This is a genomic window from Spirosoma sordidisoli (assembly GCF_004138325.1).
In the GTDB taxonomy this organism is placed as follows: Bacteria; Bacteroidota; Bacteroidia; order Cytophagales; family Spirosomataceae; genus Spirosoma; species Spirosoma sordidisoli.
The window spans coordinates 35,650-62,347 of the sequence record NZ_SBLB01000008.1; the positions used below are offsets into that span (position 1 = coordinate 35,650).

Here is a 26,698-nt window from a genome sequence, read left to right on the forward strand (position 1 = left end):
ACAGGTAGCATGTCTTGTCCCGGGCACCGGCCTCACGGACAAACCCGTACATAGTATTCATTAGTCATCGACGCGCACGTCGGCCTCTACACTGAGCCCTGCCCGCAGCTGATTCCGATACTTTTCGGGGTTCACGATCTCGATCTTGACCGGCACGCGCTGGGTGATCTTGACGAAGTTACCCGAGGCATTGTCGGGCGGCAGCAGCGCGAAACGAGCACCTGTTGCATCAGACAGCGAGGCTACCCGGCCTTTGATAGCGAGGTTGGGATACGCATCGAGTTTTACATCGACCTCCTGCCCGATTTTCATTTTTTCGAGCTGGGTTTCCTTGAAGTTGGCAACGACCCAGAACGTAGAATCGGCCACGATGGTGAACAGGTTCTGGCCGGGCTGTACGTACTGACCCGCAACTACGTTCTTGCGGCCTATTTTCCCGTCGATAGGAGCCGTTAGCCGGGCGTAGCCAACGCGCAGTCTGGCGTTATCGATGGCGGCCTGTTTGACCTTCAGTACGGCTTCGATCTTCTGGATGTTGGCCTGCGCTTTGGCAATACCCGCCTGCGCTACCCCCTGCGACGTACGCGCCAGGTTGATCTGCTCTACGTTAGCCTCGTACTGGCGGCTCTGCACCTCAACGTTGTTCTGGCTGTCTTCGAGCTGTTTGCGCGTCAGCGATTGCTCTTTGTACAGATTCTGATCGCGCTGCAAATCACGCTGGGCCTTGCTCCGCCGGGACTCCTGCACCGCTGCGTTTGACTGAGCTACCCGGGCGTTCTGCACCACGTTACGGGCGTTGGCCTGCGCGTTCTGCAGATCGGCGCGGGCGTTTTGCAGATCGGCCAGCGACTGCTGATAATCGGCTTCGGCCTGCGCCAGCGCCACATCGTACTCCTGCGGATCGATCGTGACCAGCAGCTGCCCCTTTTTCACGTTGGTATAGTCGGCCACGTTGACAGCCTGCACATAGCCCGCTACCCGAGCCAGTACCGGCGCCGAGTTGCCCTCGATCTGCGCGTTATCCGTCGATTCGTACTGCCGGCCGTGTACGTAGGCCCTGTACCCGAAATAGCCCCCAATCAGCAGCACGAGAACAAGAATGATACGGGGTAAATAAGCCCGTACGCCATTATTTTGAGCAATATCCGGGCTGCTGTTTGTTGTAGTAGAAATAGCCATGAAACAGTTAATAAGTGTTGGCTTTTATGGGTACAAAAGTAAACCAGGTTGACTATAAAGTCAAACAAGTTGACTATATTTGTTTATGTACCCCACTTTGATTGATTGAAAAGATTATTTTTGTGTCTATGACCACGGAAACAGATAAAAATTCCTTTGATTTTGAACAATACCGCATCATGCGCGAACGGTCTATTGGCCGGTTGCTCTGGCGGATGAAGCGGTACATGGAAAGCTTCGTTGAGCCCCGTCTGCACCAGCAGGGCTTCACCGACTTTAAAATGAGTTACCTGATGTTCCTGGCTAACATCGGCGAACGGGGAACGACCAATAACGAACTGGCCAAACGGGCCTGCGTTACCAAGCAGATGATGAGCAAGATTGTCGGCCTGCTCGAAGCCGACGGCTATATATACACCCAGAAAAACCCCGCGGACTCGCGCTCCAGCGTCATTTTCCTGAACGATCGGGGCAAAGAGCTATTCATGGCGCTCAAGGACAGCATGCAGGAGGCCCGCGACCAGTTCGACTCCATCGTGGGACACGACCGCATGGATCAGGTCATCGACACCCTGCTGGAACTTGTCACCGTCCTCGAAGCCGACAACCCAACGAGCGGAGAGTGAATGAGTGATGAACGATGAGCGATGAGCGTCTGTCACCGTGGTGCGGGCGCTCACCGTGGTCCGTGCGATCGGCACCGTCACCATGGTCCGTGCGGTCGGCGCCGTCACCGTGGTCCGTGTCCCCACGGACCACTCGTGCGTCAGCCATACCATCCGGTCATGTGGTCCGAGAGGACACGGACCACGGTAATAAGTACTCATTCATCATTCATCATTCATCATTCATCATTCATCATTTATAACTCATCATTTATAACTCATCATTCATCGCTCATCGCTCATCACTCATCATTCACAACTTACTCATCGTCCTTTAATTATGTTTGCCTCCATCAACCCCTACAATCAGCGTCGGCTGAAGACGTACCGGGCCGACAGTTCGGCCGCTATCGAACGAAAACTCAAACAAGCCGACCGGGCCTTTGCCGACTGGTCGGTTTTGTCGCTTCAGGAGCGGACTGACTTTATGCGCCGGGTCGGCTCTCAGCTGGTAAGTCGCCGGTCAGAACTGGCCGAACTGATTACGGCCGAAATGGGCAAAATTCGGCAGGAAGCCGAAGGAGAAATTCAGAAATGCGCCGATGCCTGCGCGTTTTATGCCGACCAGGCCGGGTCGTTCCTGGCTGATCAGGTTATAGAAAGTCCCGCCCGCCGGAGCTATGTCACGTACCAGCCGCTGGGAACGGTACTGGCCATTATGCCCTGGAATTTCCCGTTCTGGCAGGTATTCCGCTTCGCCATTCCGGGGCTGCTGGCGGGCAATGTTGGCGTACTGAAACACGCGCCCAATGTATTCGGCTGCGCGCTGGCCATTGAACAGGTTTTCCGGGATGCTGGCCTGCCCGACGGCGTTTTTCAGTCGCTGCTGATCGATGTGGGACCCGTTGAAACGCTGCTAAACGATCAGCGCGTCAAGGCCGTCACACTGACAGGCAGCGGACGGGCGGGGGCATCGGTAGCGGCCCTGGCCGGCAAAGCTATCAAGAAATCGGTACTGGAGCTGGGCGGTTCCGATGCGCTTATCGTGCTGGCCGACGCTGACCTCGATCAGGCCGCTAAAACAGCCGTGCAGTCGCGGATGCAGAACGCAGGCCAGAGCTGCATTGCCGCCAAACGGTTCATTGTGGAGAAGTCCGTGAAAAAGGCCTTTACCGAACGGGTAGTTGAACACATCAGCCAGATCCGGCAGGGCGACCCGACCCATGACACCACGACCATGGGACCGATGGCCCGGCTCGACCTGGCCGACTCGATCGAACGGCAGTATCATCAATCACTGAAACAGGGGGCCAAATCGCTGACGGGTGCCCTGAAACGCGACGGCTGCAACGTTCAGCCCATGCTGCTCGACAAAGTCAGAACCGGCATGGCGGCTTTCGACGAAGAAACCTTCGGACCGCTGGCCGTACTGATCGATGCCAAAGACGAAGCGGAAGCCATCCGGCTCGCCAATCGGTCGAACTTCGGCCTTGGCTCCGCCATCTGGACCCGGGACCTCGACCGCGCCAACCGGCTGGCGCGGCAGATCGAAGCCGGCTCGGTGTTCATCAACGGCCTGATGCGGTCCGACGTTCGGGTTCCCTTCGGCGGGATCAAACAGTCGGGCTTTGGTCGCGAACTGTCCGACGTTGGCATCCGGGAATTCGTGAACATCAAGACCGTCTGGGTCGAGTAACCCAGGCTGGAGGTCTGGATCAGTCCTTCATCACCTTCCGGTGAGCCGTGCCACTGGGCGTCTGAACGTGCAGAAAATACAAGCCTTTGGGCAGGTGTTGCAGATCGAGCGTGGCGGTTCGCTGACGACCCCGAATAGCAGGCTGCGTAACAATAGCCCCGCTTACGGACCGGAGCGATATGGCCTCCAGCGTTTCGGAAGCAGGCAGGTCGACGGTCAGCGTGGCGCGGGTCGGGTTTGGGTATACCGACATGGCCTCGGACCAGGCCGGCTCCGTACCCGTAACGGCCAGCACCGTAAACGTACGTTCAACAGGTGTGGCGGCATAAAACAGCGTGTTCCCTTCCTGATAGGCCCGCACCTTAACGGCCCCAGCCGCGTTGATTTTCAATATATTGGCACTGGTCAGAACCGCCGGACCACCTATCACCTGAAACCCAACCGACAACCCGGCCGACGAAGTAGCCCGTAGCGTCATATCGCCCTGATCCGTATATCGGTCGGGAATAGCGTCGAACGTTATCGTCTGGGTAGTTTTGGTTGGCAGCACCCGCGTAGCCTGCGTATACCAGACGGGCCATTTGGCACCAGTATACAACACCTGGGCCGTGCCGGAGGGCGTAAGCTTATCGGCTGCCAGACTGATGCCGGCCACATCTTCGCTGGTGCCTGACTCGGTGCTGAACACGATCCGGTTGTCGAGCCGCGAGTAGCTCGGGAAACCGAGGGTGTTATTGCGGTAAATACCCCGCAGGTTATCGGCGTTCCTGCTCAGGTCAACGGCCACCACGTAGTAGATGTCATTCGCTTCCTGCACGTAGTCGAACGCGATGATGCCGGGCGAGTTTTTAGAGAAAGACGGGTTACCAATGCTTTCGCCCTCGTCCAGATCACTAAACAGTTTTTCGATGGTACCGGTAGCAAAATCGTTCGCCTTGTTGTCCCAGACGTTGATAAAGCCCACATCCCAGTAGTCGATGTTTTCACCGCTGGCGTTCTGCAGCTCGTTGAAGGCGTCGTATACGATAAACTCGCCCGTAAAGTCCCACTCAAACGAGTCGGCATAGCGTACATCGCCGGTTTCAACGCCCTCTGTATACGTAGGGTTGTACAGTTTAAATTCGGCCCACTTCTTTTTAGCGTAGCTGTAGACATAGATCGAGCCATCGCGGTCGGCGGTCAGGGCCGCCAGCTTGGTACCGTCTTTCGAGATAGCCACGTTATCCCAGATCGGCTCGTCGGAAATAATGGTTTCGACGGGAGTACCGGTCAGGTTCACCGACCGAATCCGCTTGTCGGACGACACGTAAAACGCCACTTTGCCATCGTCCGTTACGCTGGGGCGGTGGAGCAGCGACGAGCTGGTTTTCTGGTCGAACTTGGCCGTTGAGGTACCTACCGTTGTCGAGTACAGCCGGCTGCTTTCGGCATCGGACAGCAGCAGCAGATCCTGACCAGCGGCTATCGGCACGTCGGGCTGGGTTGGTGTCGTGGGCGCACTGTCCAGAATACCAACGGCCGTAAACGCGTTCTGGGCCGCTGTTACCTCAGCGCCGGGCGTTCCGTACAGGTCGGCAGCGGCTTTGATGACGGCCAGCCGCAGATCAACGAACTGCGAGCTGCGGGTCAGGTAGGTCGTCAGCGCCCGATAATAGACTTTCTCGGCTTTTTCGCGCCCAACGGCCGTCGCAAACTTATAGAAGGCAAAATTCGGAATACCGCTGTTGATATGCACCCCGCCGTTGTCTTCGGTCGTGTTATCATACTGAAGCATGGTAGCGGGCTGGTAGCCGTTGGGGTCGGCCGTGGGGCCGCCCTGGTTCGGGTTCGACAGGTCGCGCAGGGCACCGGACGGCAGCACGTTGGGTTGCGCCACATCTTCACCCAGCCGCCAGTCGTCCCGATCGATCAGCACCGCAAACACATCGGCCATCGACTCGTTGATGGCGCCCGACTGGTTTTTGTATTGCAGGTTAGCCGTATTCTGGATAACGCCGTGCGTCATTTCGTGGCCCGCCACGTCGAGGGCACCGGCCAGGGGTTTCAGCAGCTTTCCGTTACCGTATGCCATGATCTTACCGTTCCAGTAGGCATTATCCAGCGCAGCACCGTCATCGTCGACTACGTTAATGAGCGAAATCATCGTGCCGCCACTGCCGTTCAGGCCGCTACGGCCAAAGGTGGTTCGGTAATAGTCGTAGGCGATACCGGCATTGTAATGGGCCGATACGGCCGTTGGCGACCAGTCGGTATTGTTGGCCGAGGTGATCTGGTACACCTTCTGATTATCGCCATAGGTTTTCTGCGCGTCAACTGTCCAGATTGCCCCTACCGGCTCGTTGGGCATGGTCGATGCCTGCGCGTTGAACATGGGGCGCGATGTATCGATCAGAAAATAAGTCCCGCCCTGCTGATAGGTCTGGAACGTGCGGTTGGTCCCGTTGAGGTCGCGCCCCGAAGCCGCCACCAGCAGCGGAGCAGCTGCCGGGCGTTCGGCAGTGGCTGCGTCCGTACCGGCCGATACCGGAACCAGCGGCCGGGTGATGGAGCAGGTATGATTGTATTTGTCCAGCACCTCGCCCGTCTGCGCATCGATGACGTACTCCCAGCGGTCGAGCAGGTTGGGCCGAACGGTCAGCTGATAGGCCAGCCGCGCCCCTCCCGCCATCGGATACACGCATAGCGAGCCTTCGATTGGTTGTACGTTCAGGATATTGTCGCCAAACGAGCGAACGCGCACGGCCTGGCGTACATCGGTGAGGGCCCGTTTGGTGGCTTCGGCCAGGGCCAGCTTCGGCTGGGTCGACAGCTCGTTGGGTATGGGCTGGTAACGGCCGTTGAGCACCGTCACGTCGGTACCGGTCAGGTGGGCCACCAGTTCTGACCCCACCACAGGAACGCCCCGGTGCAGCTGCGTCAGCCGAACGTGGGTCTGGCCCAGTTCATCGGCCCGGGTGCTGGCCACGGTGAAGCTGGCTTCCGGTGCGTCGATCTGCAACAGGCCCCGGATCTGGCCCATAAACTGAAACGCAGCCGACGAAGCCGCGGCCGCCGACAGCCGGGCGCCTGCGTTCTGGTTGAGCTTCTGTCGTTTGCTCAGGGTTCGTTCAATGAATACCGGCAGTCCGGTACTGGTGTCGCGGATGACCCGCAGCCGCAGCGGTTCGGCCGATGGGCGGCTGAGTCCGGTAGCCAGGAGCGTCTGCTGCCCCAGCCGGTTCTTAGGCGTCGGTATAACCTGTGCCGCCAGCCGCTGAGCTACGTTTACCGACGGGACCGTTGTTTTGGTTTTACGGCTGAAACCTGTTTTGGGTGGCTGAGCCAGCGCGACCGATGCCGTGAGCAGGGTCAGAAAAAGTACAGGTGCTTTCATGGATAAGCGTTAGTTGAGCCGGACCGAATCCGGAATCATGGCCATAAATGCGTTATACAAGGCAGGATAGGCGGCCGGTACGGCTGTGTCGGCTACGGACCAGGTCACCCGATACGTTTGTTCACCCTGTTGCCAGCCCACAAACCGCGACCGGTTGCCGGGCTGGTCGTAGCGGGTCGTTTTGATCTGGCAGGTATCCTCCGCAGCGGTGAAGAACCGCCTGACCAGCGCGCGTTTCTGCTTTCCAAGTGGCAGATAGGTCGTATCCCCATGGTGCTTCCGGAAAAGTTGTCCGTTGTCGAGCAGGATATAGGTGGTTGTAAAGCCCGTAAACCCGCCCCCGCTACCGGCCAGCAGCTGCCGCCCGGCATAGCTGTCGGGTCGGGTTACCAGCCGCTTCGTACAGCTCTGTGCAGCCAACAGACCTACCCCCAAAGCAGCAATCAGTAAAGCAAGGCGTTGCATACGAGTGAATCAGGAAGTTATCGACAAATGTATATATAGGGTCAGCCTTCGCCAATACGTACCCGGATGAATCGACTGAATAATCGGGGGAACCGTACTTCAGCGGCTATGAATTGGCCCGGTGGTATCAGCCGTCAGGGGGGTGTCGGTACGCCGTACGTTTTTTCGGTCAGGCTCACCGACGGCCCGAAGAGTCCGCGCCGGATGCGAACCTGAAACAGGTTGTCGTAATCGCCCGACGCAATTTTAGCGGCCCTTGGCTGCGCACCCAGCGCCTGCGTAATCTCCAGAATGGTGTTGCTATGCCCCACTACCAGCACCGACTGCCGCCGGATGCGTTTAACCCGCCCCGCCACATCGCTGATGGACTTGGTCGAATAGCTGACGATCGGGAGCCGGAGCCGGGTGGCCAGCGGTTCGGCCGTCTGGCGGGTGCGCCGGTAGGGCGTCGTAAAAATAGAGTCGATTCCCGCGCGGGCCAGGGTGTCGGCCAGGGCCAGCGCGCGCTGGCGCCCGGCCGGGCTCAGATCGGTCGAGTCGGTTTCGTCCACTTTCTCGGCATGGCGCACCACATAAACTGTAGTTGTCGAGCAACCCGTAGCCAGCCAGCAGCCGATCAGTAATCCGTAGATAAAGCGCATCGTTCTTTTACTATTTTGTCTCACAATGATACAAAAAAAAGTCCCCGGCTGTAAACCAGGGACTCTTACTTGACAGACTATAGACTGGGGTTACAGTTCGCGCACCCAGATGTTGCGGAAACCAACGGGGTTGCCGTGATCCTGCAGGATGAGGGGGCCTTTGCCGTGTGCCTGCACTTTGGGGTAGCCGATATATTCGGTAGTGCCGCGGATGGCTACGTGGTTCTGCACCAGTACGCCGTTCAGCAGTACAGTTACGAAAGCAGGCTCCAGCATGAGTCCGGCTTTGTTGAAGCGCGGAGCCGTATAAATGATATCATAGCTCTGCCACTCGCCGGGCTTACGGCTGGGGTTAGCCAGCGGAATAGCCTGCTTATAGATCGAGCCAACCATCCCGTTTACGTAGGTTGGGTTGTTGTAGTTATCCAGTACCTGCAGTTCATAGCGGCCCTGCAGAAAGATTCCGCTGTTGCCCCGGCCCTGGCCGTTGCCTTCTACTTTGGCGGGCGTCTGGAACTCGATGTGCAGCTGCATGTCGCCGAACTCCTGCTTGGTTTTGGCCGACGATGCGGTAGACGAGTACAGGACACCATCGCGCACCGGCCACTTCAGCGGATCCGTGCTATTAGTTGGGTTATAGCCTTTGTTAGCGACCCACTGATCGGCATTGCGACCGTCGAACAGGATAATCGCGTCGGAGGGCGGGGTGGTACCGGCCGTACTGCCCGAGTAGGTGCCGGGTGTCACAACGGGCGGAACGGGTTCCCAGATTTCGGTCGACTCGGGCGTTTGTTTTTTAGGTTCGGTCTGGGCAGAAGCCTGGTTCATTACGAATAAGCTGGCTACACCAAAAACCAGCCATGTGGGCACATTTCTCATGGAAAAAGAAAGGGGGTTAATTGACATTCAAAGATAGGGTAAAAGGCACATTACGGCTTTTTTTCCTCAAAAATTGGTAAATTTCAGCCCCCAAATTTTTCCAATTGCTACATGATCAAACTTTCACGAATGGCTCGCTTCGGCGGGCTGATGGGTATCGGCTGGACGCTGAGCACGGGGCTTCTTACGGCTCAGCCCGCCCCCACACCCGGTATTCCGCTCACGCTCAACGACCTCAGTGCGTTTAAACCCGCAGCCGCTCACTGGCGAGTGGTGGGTGCCGTTCGCGCGGACCTGAACAAACCCAATACGCTCATTATCGACAAGGGAACCGGTATTGTGGTGGCTCAGCCAACCCCCGCCAAACCCGGTCAGCCAACCGACCCGAAGGCCAGCCTGTTTACCACCTTCGACCACGGCGACGTTGATGTCGAACTCGATTACCTGCTGGCGTCCAAATCCAACTCGGGCGTTTATCTGCAGGGCCGCTACGAAGTACAGCTGTTTGACAGCTGGGATATCCGTACCCCCAAAACCATCGACAACGGTTCGATCTACGAACGCTGGGATCCCAAACGGGGCGAAGGTCGCTATGGCTACGACGGCCACCCCGCCCGCCAGAACGCCAGCCGCGCACCAGGGCTGTGGCAGCATCTGAAAATATCGTTCCAGGCTCCGCGCTTCAACGCCAACGGCCAGAAAACCCAGAACGCCCGCATGGTTCGGGTCGAACTGAACGGGGTTGTCATTCACGAAGATGTTGAACTGACCGGCCCTACCCGCGCAGCCGCTTTCGACGACGAGAAACCGACCGGCCCGCTGATGCTCCAGGGTGATCACGGCCCCGTGGCGTTCCGCAACATCCGGTACGTCAGTTACGATAAACCCCGGCCCGAACTGCGTGACCTGAAATACGCGGTTTACAAAGGCAAGTATGAAAAGGAACCCCAGTACGACAAAACCGCCCCCGAGTCGGAGGGCACCTCAACCATACTGTCATCGTCGGTAAGCCGGATTCCGAACGAGTTCCTGATTCGCTATACGGGCACCCTGCGCGTGAGCGAACCCGGCGAGTACCGCTTCAACCTGGGCGTACCAGGGGGTGGGGGTCTGCTGAAAATCAACAATCAGCAGCTCATTGGGCCCGGCCAGTGGAACGGCAGCGGAAAAGCTACCCTGCCTAAAGGCGATCTGCCGTTTGAACTGATGTATACCAAGTTCGTCGACTGGACCAAGCCCGCGCTGGGCCTGACCGTTGCGGGTCCCGGCATTCGGGAGTACGTCATCAGCGACCAAAACGGGGGCGACGGCGAAGAAACCGACCCGATCGTAGTCGATGCACCGACCAGCACCGTCCTGCGTAGCTTCATGGATATGCCGGGCGAGAAAAACGCCCAGGGCGGCACCCTGCGCATTACCCATGCCGTATCGGTAGGCAGCCCGGATATTGTACACTATACCTACGATCTGGACAAAGGCGCCCTGGCCCAGGTATGGCGGGGGGCGTTTCTCGATGCCACGCCCATGTGGCACGACCGGGGCGACGGTTCGTCGCGGCCCCGTGGTATGGTACAGCGCCTGGGAGCACCGGTGCTGTTTCTGACCCAGCTGGCATCGACCCAGATGGCCTGGCCAACCGACACGACCGGTTCGGGTTTCCGGCCCAAAGGCTACGCCCTCGACGCCAGCGATCTGCCGACCTTCCGTTACCAGAGTTTCGGCGCATCGGTCGATGATAAGATTCGGGTGCTGCCCGAAGGACAGGGCGTTCGGCGGGAGGTGACCATTACCAATCCGGCCAGCAACCTCTACGCCCGGCTGGCCAGCGGCATGCGCATCAGCGCCCTGGAAAACGGCCTGTACGTTATTGACGACCAGCACTACGTCCGCATCGATGACCTCGGCGGTGCCAAACCGACCGTCCGCGAAAGCAATGGCCGACAGGAGCTGATTGTACCGGTAAAAGGCAAAGTGGTTTATTCGATCCTGTTCTAAACCACTCCTCCCCCATCTTACGTACCATGAAAAAATTACTCACAACCTTCCTGGCCGTTGCCAGTCTGGCAGCCGTTCGGGCGCAGGAGTCGCCCAAGGAAGAGGATTTCTTTAAAATTCTTAAGGTTACGGCCCCCGAAGGCACCCTGCTCGAAGTAGGTGGACTGGCCACCCTGCCCGACGGGAGTCTGGGCGTGGCGACGCGCCGGGGCGACGTCTGGATCGTTGAAAACCCGACGAGCCGCAAACCCTATTTCCGCAAGTTTGCATCGGGTCTGCACGAGATTCTGGGGCTTACCTATAAAGATGGGGCGCTCTACTGCGCCCAGCGGGGCGAACTGACCCGGCTGGTCGATACCGATCAGAACGGGAAAGCCGACCTCTTCGAGACCGTTTATGCCTGGCCGCTCTCGGGCCATTACCACGAGTATAGCTTCGGCCCCAAGGTGGCACCCGACGGGCAGTTCTTCGTAACGGGTAACGTAGCCTTCGGTGACGAAGAGTGGTGGCGGGGCGAAAGCCGGGTTCCCTGGCGCGGCTGGACGATGAAGATCAGCGAAAACGGCAGCATGCAGCCCTGGGCAACCGGGATGCGCTCTCCCTGCGGGCTGGGCATCTACGACGGTGAGCTTTTCTACGCCGACAACCAGGGCGACTGGATGGGATCGGGCGGTATTGTTCACGTGAAGCGGGGCTCGTTTGTGGGCCACCCTGCCGGTCTGCGCTGGACCGGTGCCGCCAACTCACCCGTGAAACTCACCGCCGAGCAGTTCAACGCCAAGATCGACGAGCGTCGGCGCCGGGACGAAAATGGCCGGGCCATCAAACCCGAAAACGTAGTGAACGAAACGCCCACCCTTCTCTATACGATGAAGGATCAGTTTCCGAACGCCGACATCCAAACGCCATCGGTCTGGTTACCGCACGGTATTCTGGGCATTTCGAACTCGGAGATTCTGGAGATTCCGGAGGGTACGTTCGGGCCGTTTGCGGGTCAGCTGCTGGTGGGCGATCAGGGCATGAGCAAGATCTCCCGCGTGTTTATGGAGAAGGTAAACGGCGAGTACCAGGGCGGTGCCATCGAGTTCCGCAACGGGTTCCGGTCGGGCGTACTGCGCATGGCCTGGGGTAAAGACGGCTCGCTGTTTGTGGGCGAAACCAACCGGGGCTGGGGATCGGCCGGCGAAGCCAACGAGGGTCTGCAGCGACTCGTCTGGAACAACGCCCTGCCGTTCGAAATGCGCACAGTGAAGGCCATGCCCGACGGGTTCGAAGTGGAGTTCACCTCGCCCGTTGACCGCAAGTCGGCCGAGGATCTGGCATCGTACCGGGTAGAGAGTTTCATCTATAAATACCATTCTGTATACGGTAGCCCGACCATCAACAAGGAAGCACTGCCGCTGAAAGGGGTAAAAGTATCGGCCGACGGCATGAAGGCCCGGCTGATCGTGGGCGACCTGCGTCGGTACTACATCCACCAGCTGACGCTCGATGGCGTTCGGGGCGCCCAGGGTTCCTATTCGCTCGTTCATCCGATTGCGTACTACACGCTCAACAACATTCCCGACGGTCAGAAACTGGCCCTGAGCGAAGTGAGTACGACCAACTCGGCCGCTGCTCCGGCAGCTGCCCCCGCGACTGCGGCACCAGCCGGCCGGAAAGCCACCCCGGCCAAAGCAGGAACTCCTGCCAAACCAGGCACCAAAGCTGACCCCACGCGTGGAGCTAAACCCAAACTGGTAGAAGGACAGGCCGTTACGATGGCCAAAGCGCCTACCTACGATGAGGTAAAAGGCCTCCTGACCCGCCATACCTGCCTGGCCTGCCACCAGACCAACAAACGGCAGGTCGGTCCGGCCTATGTCGACGTGGCTAAACGGAAATACACCAATGATCAGATCGTTGACCTGATCTACAACCCCAAGCCACAAAACTGGCCGGATTACGCTACCGAAATGCCGCCTATGCCGCAGGTACCGAAAGCCGATGCGCTCAAGATTGCGGCCTGGATCAACTCGCTGTCAACGACTGGCAGCAGCTCATCAGCCGGAGCCCCCAAGCCCTGAACGGTCGTGGCTACAGCCCGCTTGTAAAAAACGATACTATGCGGCAAAAACGCCCGGACCTGTAGGTTCGGGCGTTTTTTGGTAACAGGCTTGTCATCAGGTGAGCTATACGCAGCTTTTTCCTGAAATTACTCATCGAACTATAGTAGAAAATACGTGCACAGGGGCTTTATCTGGCTTGGTAATCTACCAAGAAATAGTTGCGTTATTCAAACAAGAGAACAGTAACTTATAAATAACCCTGTATGAAATACCATTTACTAACCCAATCAACAGGCACGTTGCGTGCGCTGCTGTGGGCGCTGCTTCTGCTCACCACCGCTGTTACGCACGCACAGGACCGCCGGATAACAGGCCGCATAACCTCCGGAAAAGATCAGACGCCTATTCCGGGCGTTAACGTGTTGATCAAAAACACCCAGACGGGTACTACCTCCGATGCAGACGGCAACTACGCGCTGAGCGTCTCGCCAAATGCTACGCTGGTCTTCAGTGCCATCGGATACGTGGGCCGGGAGGTAGCCGTCGGTAACCAGTCGCAAGTGAATGTCAGCCTGCAGGAAGGGGAACAGAACCTGAACGAGGTCGTTGTAACGGCACTCGGTATCAAGAAAGAAGCCAAACGCCTGGGCTACGCCACCGCTACGGTGAGCCCGGAACAGGTAACGACCAACCGGACGGTGAACTTCATGAACGCCCTGCAGGGCAAAATTGCCGGGGTTAACATCAGCAGCCTGGGTACCGGCGCTGCGGGCACCAGCAAGATCCGGATTCGGGGTCAGTCGTCATTTTCGGGGCAGAACAGCCCGCTCATCGTAGTGAACGGCGTACCGATCGATAATACGAACTTTGGCCAGAACAACGGCAACACCGGCGGTGACAACTCCATCGGCAACCGCGACCGCAACTACTCCGACGGGGGCGATGGCCTGTCGTCGATCAACCCGGACGATATTCAGGAGATGACCGTGCTGAAAGGTGGTACCGCAGCGGCCCTGTACGGCTCGCGGGCCAAGGACGGCGCTATCCTGATTACCACCAAAACAAAAGCCAGCGGCCAGGGTATCGGCGTTACCTATAACACCAACTTCACCACCGATACGCCCCTCGACTTTACAGATTATCAGTACGAATACGGCCAGGGTGAATACGGCGTACGGCCAACGGCACCTAACCCAACATCGGGCGTGTGGAGCTTCGGCGAAAAGTTTGCGGGGCAGACCCAGGTGCTGTTTGGGGGCGTTACCGTTCCTTACGAGCCAGTTCGGGATCGGATCGCCAAGTTCTACCGCACCGGCTCTACCTGGACCAACTCGGTAGCGGTTTCGTCGGGCAGCGAGAAAGGCGGGTTCAACCTATCCGTTTCCAATACCGACAACAAGGGTATTGTGCGCAACAACACCTTCAACCGGAAAACCATCAACCTGGGCTTCAACTATAATATCGCGCCCAAGCTGAACGTGTCGGGAACGTTGAACTACTCCAACGAGTACAACAAAAACCCGCCCCAGATCGCCCAGCAGGATAACAGTACCCCTACGGTTATCTACACCCTGGCCAACTCGATGCCGCTCGACGTGCTGGAAGCCAACCAGATCAACCCGGCTACGGGCAATGAATTTATCTACTCGCGCTTCCAGAACCGAACCAACCCGTACTTCGTGCTGAACCGGAAATTCGAGACCATCCGGCGCGACCGCCTGTTCGGCAACCTGACCGCCCGCTATAACTTCACCGACTGGCTCTACGCGCAGGTTCGGGTTGGTCAGGATTACTGGTCGCGGGATCAGGACTACAACTTCCCGACCGGACAGGCATCGCTCTCTGCCGCACCCGCCGGGTTTGTTAACGGGGCTTACGTGCAGGAGGCCCGCCGGTTCCGCGAACTCAACAGCGACTTCCTGATTGGGGCCAACCGGACCTTCGGCAAATTTGGTGTTGACCTGACAGCGGGCGGCAACCAGCTCTACCGCCGGAGCGACCTGAACAGCGTACAGGTAACCGACTTCATTATCCGGGATCTGTATACCCCCCAGAACGGCCGTCTGAAAGACCCCACCTTCGGGCTGAGCGAGCGGAAAGTTAACTCCCTCTATGGAGCCGCCGAATTCTCTTATAACGACTACCTGTTCCTTGGCGTTACGGGCCGCAACGACTGGTTCTCGACCCTGGCTCCGGCTAACCGCAGTATTCTGTACACGTCGGTAACGGGTAGCTTCGTGTTCTCGCAGGCGTTCAACAACCTGCCTTCCTGGCTGAACTTCGGAAAGCTCCGGGGCGCCTATGCCGAGGTGGGTAGCGACGGGGACGTAGCGCCCTATTCCAACAACCTGTTCTACGGCGTCAATGCCAACCTGTTTCAGGGACAGCCGCTGGCGTTCGTTACCTCCAATACCATTCCCAGCGCCAGCCTGAGACCAAGCCGGACCACCGAGACCGAATTAGGCCTTGAGTTACGGATGTTCAACCGGCGCGTTGGCCTCGACCTGGCCGTTTACAACAAAATAACGAGCGATCAGATTGTTGCCGCTCAGTCGTCTGACGCATCGGGCTATACCAGCACCCTGATCAACAGCGGGCAGAGCCGCAACCGGGGTATCGAAGTATTGCTGAACCTGACTCCGATCCAGAGCACCAATTTCAAGTGGGACATAACCCTGAACGGTTCGTATAACGAGACCAAACTCCTCAAGCTGCTGACCGACGACGACGGTAGCCCCGAAAAAGACTACAACAAGGACAAGCAGGCCGAACAGATCGTGGTCGGTAACGGCATCTATGTTGGTGAGCTGCGCCACGTGGTAGGCCAGCCGCTGGGTCAGCTTTATACCTTCGGCTACCTCCGCGATGCGCAGGGCCGGATTGTGCACGATGGCAGCGGACTACCCGCCCGTACGGCAACGCCCATCTCGTTTGGTTCAGCCCTGCCCAAGTACGTAGGCGGTATCACGAACGCGTTCACTTACAAAGGCCTTAACCTGTCTGTCCTGATCGACTTCAAGCTGGGTGGAAAAATGATTTCGGGCACCAACCTGAATGCGTACCGGCATGGCCTTCATAAAGAGTCGCTGGTTGGTCGGGGCGACGCCGACAACAAGATGGTGGGCGTCGGCGTGAACGACAAAGGCGAAACCAACGCGGTTCGTGCCTTCGTGCAGGATTACTATTCGGTGGGCCGGTCGAGAAGTCTGGGCGAGCAGGTAGTTTACGACGCCGGTTTCTGGAAACTGCGCCAGATCTCGCTCGGGTACGACTTCACCCGGTTCTTACCCAAAAACCTGTTTATCAAAGGTGTCCGGCTCAACGTGGTATCGAACAACGTAGCCGTGCTGAAGAAGTGGGTCCCCAATATCGACCCGGAGCAATTCGGCTTTAGCTCAGACAACCTGATCGGTCTGGAATCGACAGGCCTACCCATAACCCGGAGCACCGGTTTCAACCTCAATGTCAGATTCTAATTCTCAGACAGCATCCATGAAAAAAATAAGCCTTACGCTCACGCTGGTTGCCCTCCTGACCTGGATGAGCAGTTGCGAAGAAGGATTCGACACGCTAAACGTGAACCCTACGGCGGCTACCACGATTAACCCGGTTTTTGTCTTCAACAATGCCGTTGTCAACACGTCGTTCCCGACGTCGACCCTGGTTTTTGAACATGCCATTGTGCAGTACATGTACTCACCGAACTCGGGCGTACTGGCCGGCGGCAACTTCAACGTTGGGAACCCCGGCCCCACCGGCCAAAACGCGGGCATGTGGCAACGGTATTACCGCGACGTGATCCGGTACGTGGTCGATGTGATTTCTAAAACGAAGGATGATGCCAACCGGAGCAACCTGTACCACATGGCCCGCATCTGGAAAGCCTACGCGTTCATGGTCCTGACCGATACCTATGGCGATGTGCCGTATAAAGAGGCTGGACTAGGGTATCTGAGCGGAAACATCAGACCCAAATACGACGCTCAGCAGGCTATCTATGAGGATATCATCAAAGAACTCACCGAGGCCACAGCGGCTCTGGACGCCAGCAAACCAACCGAAGCCGGTGAGGTCATGTTCGGCGGTAACATTCCCCGCTGGAAACGGTTCGGCAACTCGGTACTGTTTCGGGCCGGTATGCGTCTGACGAAAGTCAACCCGACGCTGGCGCAGTCGACGGCCCAGAAGGCCATTGCCGGCGGACTCATGCAGTCTAATGCCGACAACGGTATTGTTCGTAACAACGCTACCTTCAACAACCTGGTAGGATCGCTGCTGAACTCGACCGAAGCGGCTAACTTTTACCTGACCCGCTATTTTGTCGATTACCTCCGCACAACCGGCGATCCCCGCCTGGCGTCGATTGCGGCTCGGTATGTAGGGGCCCGGAGCGGATCGGAGCAAACAGCGGCCCGCATCAACCGCGATCCGGCGGTGCAGATCGGTATGCCGCTCGGCTTCGACAACGGCACCGTAGCCACGCAGGTAGCCGCCGACAAGCTGGCGAGCTTCTACGACTACTCACAGCTGGACCGCACGCGCCTGGGCAAGCTGGATGCACCAACCTTCCTGGTCACCTATGCCCAAACCCAGCTGTTGCTGGCCGAAGCGGCCCAACGGGGCTGGACAACCGGCAGCGCAGCCGACTACTACAAAGCGGGTGTTACGGCCCACATGCAGCAACTTGCCGATGCAGACGCTACCGCAGCAGTCCCGGCCGCAGCCATCACCGCTTATCTGGAGAAGAATCCGTACGATGCCGCCCGGGGTCTGGAGCTGATCAACACCCAGTACTGGCTCGCTTCGTTCCTGAACGGTCCCGAAGCATTTGCCAACTTCCGGCGCAGTGGTTTCCCCAAACTGACGCCCAACCCGTATCCGGGCAAGGAAATCAAAGGCAGTTTCATCAACCGGATTCCGTATCCCGATTCCGAGATCGCCGTCAACCAGGCCAACGTAAGCGAAGCTTCGGCACGGCAGGGTGCCGACAACCTCGACACCCGTGTCTGGTGGGATAAACAGTAAGGGCCCCAACTATCCGAATCCGGGGTCCGTGGGGACACGGACCCCGGGCGCGGCTGCAAAAACCATCCGGCCAGAAGACGCCCCACCCCACCGCGGTCCGTGTCCCCACGGACCACTCGTGCGACAGCAAAAACCATCCGGTCAGGAGACGCAAGGGCCGGGCCGCCGGGCGGTTGCGTCTCTACGTGCAAAACCCCGATCCGGTGGATCGGGGTTTTGTTATTTTGGATAATTCTGGGCGGTCCGGTTTTATTCGGCGCGGGGGTCAGATGGGGGGCTGCTCCACCGGCCACGTCCGGAACAGCGGTCACGCCAGCGGGCTTTCATCTGTTCGCGTTCTTCGGGGGTTATCTGCTGCCAGCGCTCGGCCATCTTTTCTTTCCAGGCTCTGCGGCCTTTCCAGCCACCCTCCCAGCCCCGGCCCCGAACACCATACCCACCGAACAGGATGCGGCTGAGGAGTAACAGGCCCAGCGCCTGCCAGAAACCAATGGCCGATACCCCCAGGATAGAGGGCAGCAGCGCGTTCCAGAGCGTCATAACGGTCAGGCCAGCCAATCCGGCCAGTACGATAGCAAAGCCAAGAAAGCGGGCCGCCCGGCGAATCCAGAATCGTTTCATTTGTCGATAGATGCGGTTACCCGCAGGGTGTTATAGTTCGTTACGGACACCAGACGTGATTACTCGTTGAAAAAATCGTCGTACCAGTCGCGCAGGCGCTTGCGCAGGTGCAGCACCGCATAACGCTTGCGCGACAGAAGCGTGTTGAGCGGCACCTGACCAGCGGCTGCTATATCGTTAAAACTGCGCCCTTCCAGCTCATGCTGCACAAAAACATCGCGCTGTTCGGCTGGTAGCTCGGCCAGCGCATCGGCCAGGGCTTCCATGAGCGTTTCGCGGAAGAACTCGCTTTCGGGTCCGGCCTCGTCGGTCATGGCGAGCCATTCTCCCAGGATTGGCTGGTCGGGGTCGTCGTCGGCATAGGGCGGCTCGCTGAGCGAAATGGTTGGGGTTCGGTTCCGGCCACGATACCAGTCGCTGATTTTATTACGTGCCACGGCAAACAACCACGACGCCACTCGCCCAATGGGTTTGGCGGCCTGATACGCTTCGGTCAACTCCACGAAGACATCCTGCACTATATCTTCGGCATCGTCGGGGTCGGGCAGTCGCCGGCGTATGAAGGCCAGCAGCCGGGCCCGCTCCTGCCGAACGGTCTCGCTCAGCGGGCGTGTCGGCCCCAACTCCTCATTACCGCCCAATCCTGCACTGGTCAGGGTCAGGGCATATTGCGGAGACAGGGCGTCGATAAACTGACTACTACGGGCTGGATTCACATTCGGTTTCGTTCGTACATACAGGTAGTCGGAAACAGAAGGAAAATATTGTCTGGCAAGTGCCCGCAGCCCGATCCTTATCGGAAGAGCGGAACGTACCGGGGACAAACGGCGGGTTACCGGGCTAATAGCCAGCCATCTGCTCATCGGCATAGCACCACAGCCAGCGTTCGCCCGGCTCAGCCGAGGCTACGACCGGATGCTGGCTGGTATGATAATGCCGGGTGGCGTGTCTGTTGGGTGATGAGTCGCAGCAGAGGGTCGTGCCGCAGGTCTGGCACGTTCGGAGATGGACCCAGGAGTCGCCGGTTTTTATGCACTCCTCGCAGACATATTCCTGAGCCGAACGAACGTCGGTCAGCGCCGACAGATGGGTACAGAGTTGAGTTTGTTTTAGCATCTCTAGCGGATTTACAGGTTGAACTTACGTTTATTTGCGTGAATTTTCCATGACTACATAGCCGCTTATGAGCAACAGTTCTTTACTCCGGCGACTAGGGAAGCCGCTGATACAGCCCTTTGCCGAGTTTTTCCAGCGGGAGGCTTCCAGCGGCATTATCCTGCTTCTGAGCAGCATCGTAGCGCTTCTTCTGGCCAATACTGACGTCGGCATCGGCCGCTATTTCCCGGCCATCTGGGAAAACCATTTTTCGATAGCGGTGGGTAGCTTTCAGCTCGAAAAAAGCCTGTCGCACTGGGTCAACGACGGGCTCATGGCGCTGTTTTTCCTGATTGTCGGCCTCGAGATCAAGCGCGAGGTGCTGGAGGGGGAGCTGGCGTCGGTGCAGCAGGCCGTTCTGCCCATGGTTGGAGCGCTGGGCGGCATGTTGCTTCCCGCCGGGCTGTTCTGGCTCGTCAACCAGGGCACCCCCACGGCGGGCGGCTGGGGCATTCCGATGGCGACTGATATTGCCTTCGCGCTGGCCATCGTGAACCTGCTGGGCAACCGGGTTCCGCTCTCGCTGAAAGTGTTTCTGACGGCCCTGGCCATTGTCGACGACCTCGGCGCCGTACTCGTCATAGCCGTTTTTTACACCCAGTCTATCGCGGTTGATTATCTGGTCGGGGCCGGACTGGTCTGGGCTGGCCTGCTGTTGCTCAACCGGCTGGGCGTACGGGTCCTGAACGTCTATCTGCTGCTGGGGCTGGTATTGTGGTATCTGACGCTTAAGTCGGGCATACACGCTACCATAGCCGGGGTACTGCTGGCCATGGCGATTCCTTTCCGGACCCGCCTGACCGACCGCGCTGCCGTACAGCAACGGCTGAATACCATCCAGACGATGGTAGGTACCCAAAGCTGTATAGCCCGCGATGTCAGCGAAGAGCTGGAGTCGCTTTCAGAAGAGATCAGCTCACCCTCGCAGCGACTCGAACAGGTTCTGCACAGCCCGGTGGCATTTTTTATCATTCCTTTCTTTGCGTTCTGTAACACGAGCATCACCATCGATCTGTCTACGCTGGGCCAGCTTACCGAACCGCTGGCACTGGGGGTTATGGCGGGGCTGCTCGTGGGAAAACCGGCGGGGGTTTTTCTGCTTTGCTACGGTACCGTACGGCTGGGCTGGGCGGCCCTTCCCGCCGATGTACGCTGGTCTCAGCTCCTGGGAGTTTCGGTACTGGCCGGTATTGGCTTCACGATGTCGATTTTCATCACCCTGCTTGCCTTCGACGGACAGCCCGCTCTTCAGGATTCGGCGAAGATTGCTATCCTGCTGGCGTCTCTGGTAGCCGGTCTGGCGGGCTATGGCCTGCTGCGTCGGGTATCGTAAAAACGGGTATCGTTTATTGACGATGGGGTATTAATGGCACCGGTGGTTACGTGTTGCTACCGACGCTACGCTGTTATGTCCCTACGGGACGGTGGACGGGGTGTGATGGGTACCTACCGACGCTGCGCTGTGAAGGTCCTATGGACCTGTGGATGATCCTGAACGTTTGCTACCTGCGCTACCGACGCTGCGCTGTTATGTCCCTACGGGACGATGGATGGGGGTGATGGGTACCTACCGACGCTGCGCTGTTGTGTCCCTACGGGACGATGGATGGGGGTGATGGGTACCTACCGACGCTGCGCTGTTGTGTCCCTACGGGACGGTGGACGGGGGTATGGGTGATGCGATGGGTATCGACGTTACCCTATTGGCCTGGGGTTGGGGGCAAGAGTGGCAGGGATACGACGAAGGTGTTGTTTGTTTCTTCGACACGGGGGGTACGCTGGCCCAGCAGCTGGTATTTGTTCAGGATATTGAGCAACCCTTTCTGGGTGGAGCTGACCCGGTTGGCGGGCTTGCGCTGGAGGGTGTTACTGATCGTTAGCCAACCGTCGGGCGTGGTCGACAGGCGGATAATCAGCGGCTGATCGGCCGAGACGATGTTGTGTTTGATCGCGTTTTCGAGCAGCAGGTGGAGGGTCAGTGGCGGAAGTCGATAGGCCAGCAACGAAGCGTCGATGTCCCTGATCAGGTCGATCCCACTGCCGTAGCGGGTTTTCAGCAGGTGGTAGTAGGAGTCGACAAACGTCAGCTCCGTTTGCAGGGTTGTCAGCTCGATATCGTTGGTTCGGAGCAGGTATCGATACACACTCGACATCTCATCGACGAACCGTTCGGCTTTGGCAGGCTCATCGGCAATCAGCGACGAGAGCGAGTTGAGGCTATTAAACAGAAAATGGGGGTTCAGCTGCGCCTGCAGGGCCATCATCTGTACCGTAGCCATCTGCTGCTGAAGCTTTTCCGTAACCAGCTCGGCCTCTACCCGTTTCCGCTGCAGGTATTCGTGTTCGCGGGCAATTCGCTGCTCGACAATGGCACTCCTGATGGCCCCCCGACGCTGCCGGTACCCCAGCACCAGCGTGAAACAAAGCAACTCGGCCAGAATCCCGAATTCCATATAAGTCAGCGGAGCCTGCAAAAACAGCAGGGGCGTATCGGCGGGTAGCCCGGTCATGGTCAGCACCATAGCTATAATACCACCGATCAGCAACAGCCCCGATCCCGTCGATACGTAGCGCGGCACCACGCCCCTCAGCCCACGAATCTGAACAATACCGAACGTGGCCAGGACAACAATCAGCAGCCGCATACTGGTATGAGCCGTATCATACGCGGCTGCGTACCAGGTGTCGAGGCCGAAACACAGCACGCCGATCAGGATGGCATAGAGTATGATAACGAGCCGGGCCAGCCGAAACAACCGAAACAGAACCGGCAGCCGTGCCTGTAGCTGAATCAGCGCATCGGCAAAATCGAAATAGATTAGGTAAGCCAGCATGGGCGCCACAGCCCGGACAAAATACAGAACCGAACCCGGCACGTAAGCATTGATCTCGTCGACACGCAGGCCGAAATAAACGAGCCAGGCCAGCATGTACAGCGTATAAAGCCCATAAATACGCTCGCGGTAGATAATCCACTGCACCACGTTCAGCAATAGAATAGAGCTGATCATGCCGGTAAACAGCAGATTCCAGGTGGCAAACGTCATGATGGCGAACTTCTCTTAGTCAGGCGAAATAGAGCAAAATTTGCCAATAATGGTAGGTGAACGCAACGGCAGGCCTGATGAACCGGAAAAAGCCCCCGATGAACCGTCACACCAGGGGGCTGAACCGAACGGGTCGGCTCGGCGGGTTTAGGAAGACTACGAGCCGGCTAGGGAACAGCTTTCCAGACTATGGTAGTCCGGAGCGGTTTGCCTTCTTCGGTAACGGTTGCGTGGATTGTCAGGGTCTGGCTGGTCAGGTCGGCCACCTCCCAGGTCGTTACACTGCCGGCAGAGCCGTGGGTAATGGTAATGGTTCGGGTGGCGTAGTTGTACGTCCAGCTGCCGCCCCGCACGGCTTCCGTTTCGGGGGTGTCGCAGGTGATCTGGCCGTCGGTCGTAATCAGCTTCCCGGCCGGGTCGAACACCAGCGCATTGTCGCGGTCGCAGGCGGGCATGAACGAGAGCAGGTCGGTATCCAGCTTCCCATCGCCATCGAAATCGGTTTGCGGATCGAGTCGAAAAGCCGTCATCTGCCAGCGGGGTCCAACAAAAGCCGGAGCGGCTACGGATGCGCTGCCGGGTGCCGGGCTGGCCTTATCCTGTTTACAGGCTACCGTTCCGAGCAGAACGCCCAGCAGAACACCGGGCAATAAAATTATCATGCGTTTCATCGTATTGTTGTTGATTTTTAGAGGAAAGAGTGCTGTCGTTTGACAGGGCAAAGGTGGCCTCCCCCGGGCGGGTTGCCAGTGCTGTTCCGGATCAGAGCGCAGAGTCGGCCCTTAGACCGGAATAAATTGCATTTCAACCGCCAATCCTGCGTATTCATCGGCGTTCCAATTGGGGGTTCGTACAAAATGGATCAAGTTTGAGCAAGAATTAGTTAGCAACCGTTTCCTTTATTTTTTGTGGAGCGCCCCAACGACAAATGGTTCAGACGCCTGGGTATACCCGCCCTGATTATGCTGGTGAACCTGTTTTACCTGCGTGACTATCAGTACAATCTGGTAACGTATTTCAGCTGGGTAGCCGTGGGGGTCGTATACCTGATTCCGGTCTGGGCGCTGGTGGTTCAGTGGCTGATGTTCGTTCGTCGGCGTTACCACCGGATTCGGCAGACGCACCGCCGGATCGTGGTCACCTTCATCGGCTATGTGCTGATCACGCTGGTGTCGCAGCTGCTGTTCACCACCGCCATCGACCATTCGGGTCTGGCTGCTAAACCGCTGACTATCCGCTCCTACGTCGTCAATGTGCTGGTTGGCTTTTTCGCGACGGTTCTGGTGGGGGCTATCTATGAAATCATCTACTACCTCCGGCTTTATCGGCTGGCCGTTGCCGAGAGTCAGGCCGTACAGCAGGCCAGCCTGCAAAGCCAGCTCGACAGCCTCAGGAGCCAGGTCAATCCCCATTTTCTGTTCAACAGCCTCAACGCCCTGTCGGCCCTGATCAGCGAAGACCGAACCCGCGCTAACGATTTTCTCGATGAGCTGGCCACCGTGTATCGCTACCTGCTCCAGACCGAGAAACAGCAGCTGGTGCCGCTAAAGACCGAGCTTACCTTTATCCGGTCGTTTCTCTACCTGTTCAAAACCCGCTACGGGGCCGCGTTCACGTATCGGATCGACGTTGACGACGCCCTGCTCGACCGGCTTCTGCCCCCGCTGACGCTCCAGACGCTGGTCGAAAACGCCACTCGGCACAACATCATCGAGGCAGCCAAACCGCTCTGCATCCGTATCTACACCCAAGATAACGCGCTGTTGGTCAGCAACACCCTCCAGCGCCGAACCCGCCTGCTCGATACCCAGCCCGGCGGCCTGGATCGGCTCATCAGCCGATACCTTGTGCTGCATCTGCCCCCACCCCAGATCGTCGACGATGGCTCTCTGTTCAGCGTTCGGCTGCCGCTCGTTGCCAAGAGTGTAGAGAGTGCGGTGCTGCTGAAAGTCTGACCTAACCTGCTCCCGACCATGAAGACGACGGCCTATACCAGACGAGACAATCTGATTGCGTTAGGCGTGCTGCCTTGTTACTACCTGCTCTTCAACTACCTGTTGTTCGGCGCGACCTATGTCCGGCGGCTCGATGTGTTCGTCTACGCCACGCTCAGCATCGTACTGGTTCTGACACCCCTTTACTTTCTGCACGCGATACCGGCTCTCTACTTCCGCCAGCGGCTCCCAGCCATTCGCCAAACCTGGCAACGGATGCTGCTGTCGCTGCTGGCTCATGTGGTGATGAGCTGGCTTGTTGTCCTGTTGTTCTTTTACGGCTACGACTGGATCGGATTTCCGGGTTATACGTTCGATGCGGGGCGGCTCCAACGGGCGCTGCTGCTGAGCGTGGTTGGCAACGTGATCGTGAACGTTATCCATGAGAGCGTCTATACCTTCGAGCGCTGGTCGCAGGCGCTGAACGAAACCGAGAAACTGAAAAAAGCCAACCTGCAAAGCCAGCTCGACGGACTAAAGCAGCAGGTCAGCCCGCATTTTCTGTTCAACAGCCTCAACTCGCTCTCGTCGCTAATCGACGAAGACCCCGGGCGGGCCGAAGAATTCGTAGCGGAGCTGGCCAGCGTATACCGCTATCTGCTCCAGAACAACACCGACGAGCTGACCACCCTGGCTACCGAACTGCGATTTATCCGGTCGTATTTCCATCTGCAGCGCACCCGCTACGGCAACGGCCTGACCATGCAGATCGACGTGGCCGATACCTGGCTGGACGCCCGCATACCGCCCCTGACGCTGCAACTGCTGGTCGAGAATGCCATCAAGCATAATATTGTCTCGGCCGATCAGCCGCTGCACATCCGCCTGGCCACCAATTCGGCCGGTTGCCTGGTCGTTAGCAACAACCTGCAGCGCAAGCCGGCCCGCACCGACCGCCAAACCGTCTTGTCGAACGGCGTCGGGCTGGCTAACATTACCACTAAATACCGATTGCTGAGCCGATCAGCCGTGCATATTGAAGAAACCAACGGGCAGTTTACGGTAACGCTGCCCCTGCTCGGCCAAACCACCCTGCTCAGCGAAGCCTGACGGCTGATGCTGCGTTTGGGTGGGTTCAGTGCCTGTTTCTGCGGGTTGGCCGCGAGTCAGGTTGCTCCGGCATTGGCCCGTACTGTATTTTTAATCTTTACCTCTTTTGCGTAAACCCTCGCTGACCATGAATGTACTTATTATCGAAGACGAAGAATTAGCCGTCCGCAAGCTGACCAAACTGCTACAGGACGTTGACCCTACCCTGCATGTTGTGGGCACAGCCGCCAGCGTACGAGCTTCGGTCAGCTGGCTCGAGGCCAACGCACCCGGTCAGCCCTCGGCGCCGGATCTGATTCTGATGGATATTGAACTGGCCGATGGGCAGAGCTTCGAAATCTTCGAGCAGACGACCGTTACGGCGCCGGTCATTTTTACAACCTCCTACGACGAATACGCGCTGCGGGCTTTTAAAGTCAACAGCATCGATTACCTGCTGAAACCCATCAAACGGCAGGAGCTGGAAGCCAGCCTCGAAAAACACCGCCGGCTCAGCAGCGGAGCCGCCACCGACCCCACCCCGCAGGTATCCATCGACGCCCTGGTGCAGCAGCTCCGCAAACAGGTAGCCCCCACCGAACACCGGCGCCGGTTTCTGGTCCGGCATCTGTCGCAGTGGGTACCCATCGAAGTGAGCGATATCGCTTATTTCTATTCCGAAGAAGGCGTAAGCCTGTTTCGTACGCGCAGCAACCAGAAATTCTCCGTCGACTATACCCTCGATGAGCTGGAGTCGATGCTCGATCCCGGCCAGTTTTTCCGGGCCAACCGTCAGTTTATTGTCGATATCAACTCTGTACAGCAAATCCACCCCTACTTCAACAACAAACTGAAACTGACCCTGAAACCCAGCCCCGACGACGAAGTTCTGGTCAGCCGCGAACGGGCCACTGATTTTAAGAAATGGATGGGCAAGTAAGTGTAC

At 58.1% G+C, this 26,698-nt stretch carries 20 protein-coding genes; 10 read left to right on the top strand and 10 right to left on the bottom strand.

What is annotated here, in order from left to right; all coding sequences use genetic code 11:
• Nucleotides 1-60 precede the first annotated feature (60 nt).
• Nucleotides 61-1,179: an HlyD family secretion protein gene (locus tag EQG79_RS24350; protein ID WP_129605050.1), complete on the bottom strand. Its 1,119-nt coding sequence runs from the start codon at nucleotides 1,177-1,179 to the stop codon at nucleotides 61-63.
• Between the two features lie 128 nt (nucleotides 1,180-1,307).
• On the opposite strand from EQG79_RS24350, the gene EQG79_RS24355 reads away from it, so the two are divergent.
• On the top strand, nucleotides 1,308-1,805 hold the full coding sequence (locus tag EQG79_RS24355; protein ID WP_129605053.1) for a MarR family winged helix-turn-helix transcriptional regulator: 498 nt from the start codon (nucleotides 1,308-1,310) through the stop codon (nucleotides 1,803-1,805).
• Nucleotides 1,806-2,124: 319 nt separating this feature from the next.
• On the top strand, nucleotides 2,125-3,480 hold the full coding sequence (locus EQG79_RS24360) for an NAD-dependent succinate-semialdehyde dehydrogenase (RefSeq protein WP_129605056.1): 1,356 nt from the start codon (nucleotides 2,125-2,127) through the stop codon (nucleotides 3,478-3,480).
• Between the two features lie 19 nt (nucleotides 3,481-3,499).
• On the opposite strand, the gene EQG79_RS24365 is transcribed toward EQG79_RS24360, so the two are convergent.
• The 4 genes from EQG79_RS24365 to EQG79_RS24380 all read right to left on the bottom strand — a co-directional run bounded on the left by EQG79_RS24365 (nucleotide 3,500) and on the right by EQG79_RS24380 (nucleotide 8,838).
• Nucleotides 3,500-6,853 (bottom strand): M4 family metallopeptidase, encoded by a 3,354-nt coding sequence (locus EQG79_RS24365; protein WP_129605059.1) that lies wholly within the window; start codon nucleotides 6,851-6,853, stop codon nucleotides 3,500-3,502.
• A 9-nt stretch (nucleotides 6,854-6,862) separates the two neighbouring features.
• Nucleotides 6,863-7,318 carry an FAD-binding oxidoreductase gene (locus tag EQG79_RS24370; protein WP_240699440.1) on the bottom strand — a complete coding sequence of 152 codons (456 nt, stop codon included), beginning with the start codon at nucleotides 7,316-7,318 and terminating at the stop codon, nucleotides 6,863-6,865.
• 134 nt (nucleotides 7,319-7,452) lie between these two features.
• Nucleotides 7,453-7,959 (bottom strand): SixA phosphatase family protein, encoded by a 507-nt coding sequence (locus EQG79_RS24375; protein WP_129605062.1) that lies wholly within the window; start codon nucleotides 7,957-7,959, stop codon nucleotides 7,453-7,455.
• A gap of 90 nt (nucleotides 7,960-8,049) precedes the next feature.
• The gene (locus EQG79_RS24380; protein WP_077924244.1) at nucleotides 8,050-8,838 is read right to left on the bottom strand and encodes a 3-keto-disaccharide hydrolase; all 789 of its coding nucleotides are present in this window, start codon (nucleotides 8,836-8,838) and stop codon (nucleotides 8,050-8,052) included.
• A 111-nt stretch (nucleotides 8,839-8,949) separates the two neighbouring features.
• On the opposite strand from EQG79_RS24380, the gene EQG79_RS24385 reads away from it, so the two are divergent.
• The 4 genes from EQG79_RS24385 (at nucleotide 8,950) to EQG79_RS24400 (ending at nucleotide 17,906) form a co-directional block, all read left to right on the top strand.
• Nucleotides 8,950-10,833 (top strand): 3-keto-disaccharide hydrolase, encoded by a 1,884-nt coding sequence (locus tag EQG79_RS24385; RefSeq protein ID WP_077924245.1) that lies wholly within the window; start codon nucleotides 8,950-8,952, stop codon nucleotides 10,831-10,833.
• A gap of 26 nt (nucleotides 10,834-10,859) precedes the next feature.
• A complete protein-coding gene (locus EQG79_RS24390) occupies nucleotides 10,860-12,899 on the top strand; it encodes a c-type cytochrome (RefSeq protein ID WP_077924246.1) in 2,040 nt (679 codons plus the stop codon).
• A gap of 245 nt (nucleotides 12,900-13,144) precedes the next feature.
• A complete protein-coding gene (locus tag EQG79_RS24395; RefSeq protein ID WP_077924247.1) occupies nucleotides 13,145-16,357 on the top strand; it encodes a SusC/RagA family TonB-linked outer membrane protein in 3,213 nt (1,070 codons plus the stop codon).
• A gap of 16 nt (nucleotides 16,358-16,373) precedes the next feature.
• Complete coding sequence (locus tag EQG79_RS24400) at nucleotides 16,374-17,906, top strand: SusD/RagB family nutrient-binding outer membrane lipoprotein (protein WP_129605065.1); 1,533 nt, start codon at nucleotides 16,374-16,376, stop codon at nucleotides 17,904-17,906.
• A gap of 249 nt (nucleotides 17,907-18,155) precedes the next feature.
• Here EQG79_RS24400 and EQG79_RS24405 read toward each other — a convergent pair whose 3' ends face one another.
• From EQG79_RS24405 to EQG79_RS24415, 3 genes are all read right to left on the bottom strand, one after another.
• Entirely contained in the window at nucleotides 18,156-18,527 is a 372-nt protein-coding gene (locus tag EQG79_RS24405; RefSeq protein ID WP_129605067.1) for a hypothetical protein, read from the bottom strand.
• Between the two features lie 59 nt (nucleotides 18,528-18,586).
• Entirely contained in the window at nucleotides 18,587-19,243 is a 657-nt protein-coding gene (locus tag EQG79_RS24410; protein WP_236648939.1) for an RNA polymerase sigma factor, read from the bottom strand.
• Between the two features lie 124 nt (nucleotides 19,244-19,367).
• A complete protein-coding gene (locus EQG79_RS24415; protein WP_077924251.1) occupies nucleotides 19,368-19,643 on the bottom strand; it encodes a UBP-type zinc finger domain-containing protein in 276 nt (91 codons plus the stop codon).
• A gap of 67 nt (nucleotides 19,644-19,710) precedes the next feature.
• Between EQG79_RS24415 and nhaA the strand changes: the two genes are divergently transcribed.
• Nucleotides 19,711-21,015 (top strand): Na+/H+ antiporter NhaA, encoded by a 1,305-nt coding sequence (nhaA, locus tag EQG79_RS24420; RefSeq protein ID WP_129605070.1) that lies wholly within the window; start codon nucleotides 19,711-19,713, stop codon nucleotides 21,013-21,015.
• Between the two features lie 367 nt (nucleotides 21,016-21,382).
• Here nhaA and EQG79_RS24425 read toward each other — a convergent pair whose 3' ends face one another.
• Nucleotides 21,383-22,729 carry a sensor histidine kinase gene (locus tag EQG79_RS24425; protein WP_129605075.1) on the bottom strand — a complete coding sequence of 449 codons (1,347 nt, stop codon included), beginning with the start codon at nucleotides 22,727-22,729 and terminating at the stop codon, nucleotides 21,383-21,385.
• Nucleotides 22,730-22,896: 167 nt separating this feature from the next.
• Nucleotides 22,897-23,400: a hypothetical protein gene (locus EQG79_RS24430; protein WP_077924254.1), complete on the bottom strand. Its 504-nt coding sequence runs from the start codon at nucleotides 23,398-23,400 to the stop codon at nucleotides 22,897-22,899.
• Nucleotides 23,401-23,637: 237 nt separating this feature from the next.
• Here EQG79_RS24430 and EQG79_RS24435 point away from each other — a divergent pair, with 237 nt between their 5' ends.
• The 3 genes from EQG79_RS24435 to EQG79_RS24445 all read left to right on the top strand — a co-directional run bounded on the left by EQG79_RS24435 (nucleotide 23,638) and on the right by EQG79_RS24445 (nucleotide 26,692).
• On the top strand, nucleotides 23,638-24,684 hold the full coding sequence (locus EQG79_RS24435) for a sensor histidine kinase (RefSeq protein ID WP_129605081.1): 1,047 nt from the start codon (nucleotides 23,638-23,640) through the stop codon (nucleotides 24,682-24,684).
• Nucleotides 24,685-24,702: 18 nt separating this feature from the next.
• The gene (locus tag EQG79_RS24440) at nucleotides 24,703-25,773 is read left to right on the top strand and encodes a sensor histidine kinase (RefSeq protein WP_129605088.1); all 1,071 of its coding nucleotides are present in this window, start codon (nucleotides 24,703-24,705) and stop codon (nucleotides 25,771-25,773) included.
• Nucleotides 25,774-25,900: 127 nt separating this feature from the next.
• Nucleotides 25,901-26,692 carry a LytR/AlgR family response regulator transcription factor gene (locus EQG79_RS24445; RefSeq protein ID WP_077924257.1) on the top strand — a complete coding sequence of 264 codons (792 nt, stop codon included), beginning with the start codon at nucleotides 25,901-25,903 and terminating at the stop codon, nucleotides 26,690-26,692.
• Nucleotides 26,693-26,698 lie beyond the last annotated feature (6 nt).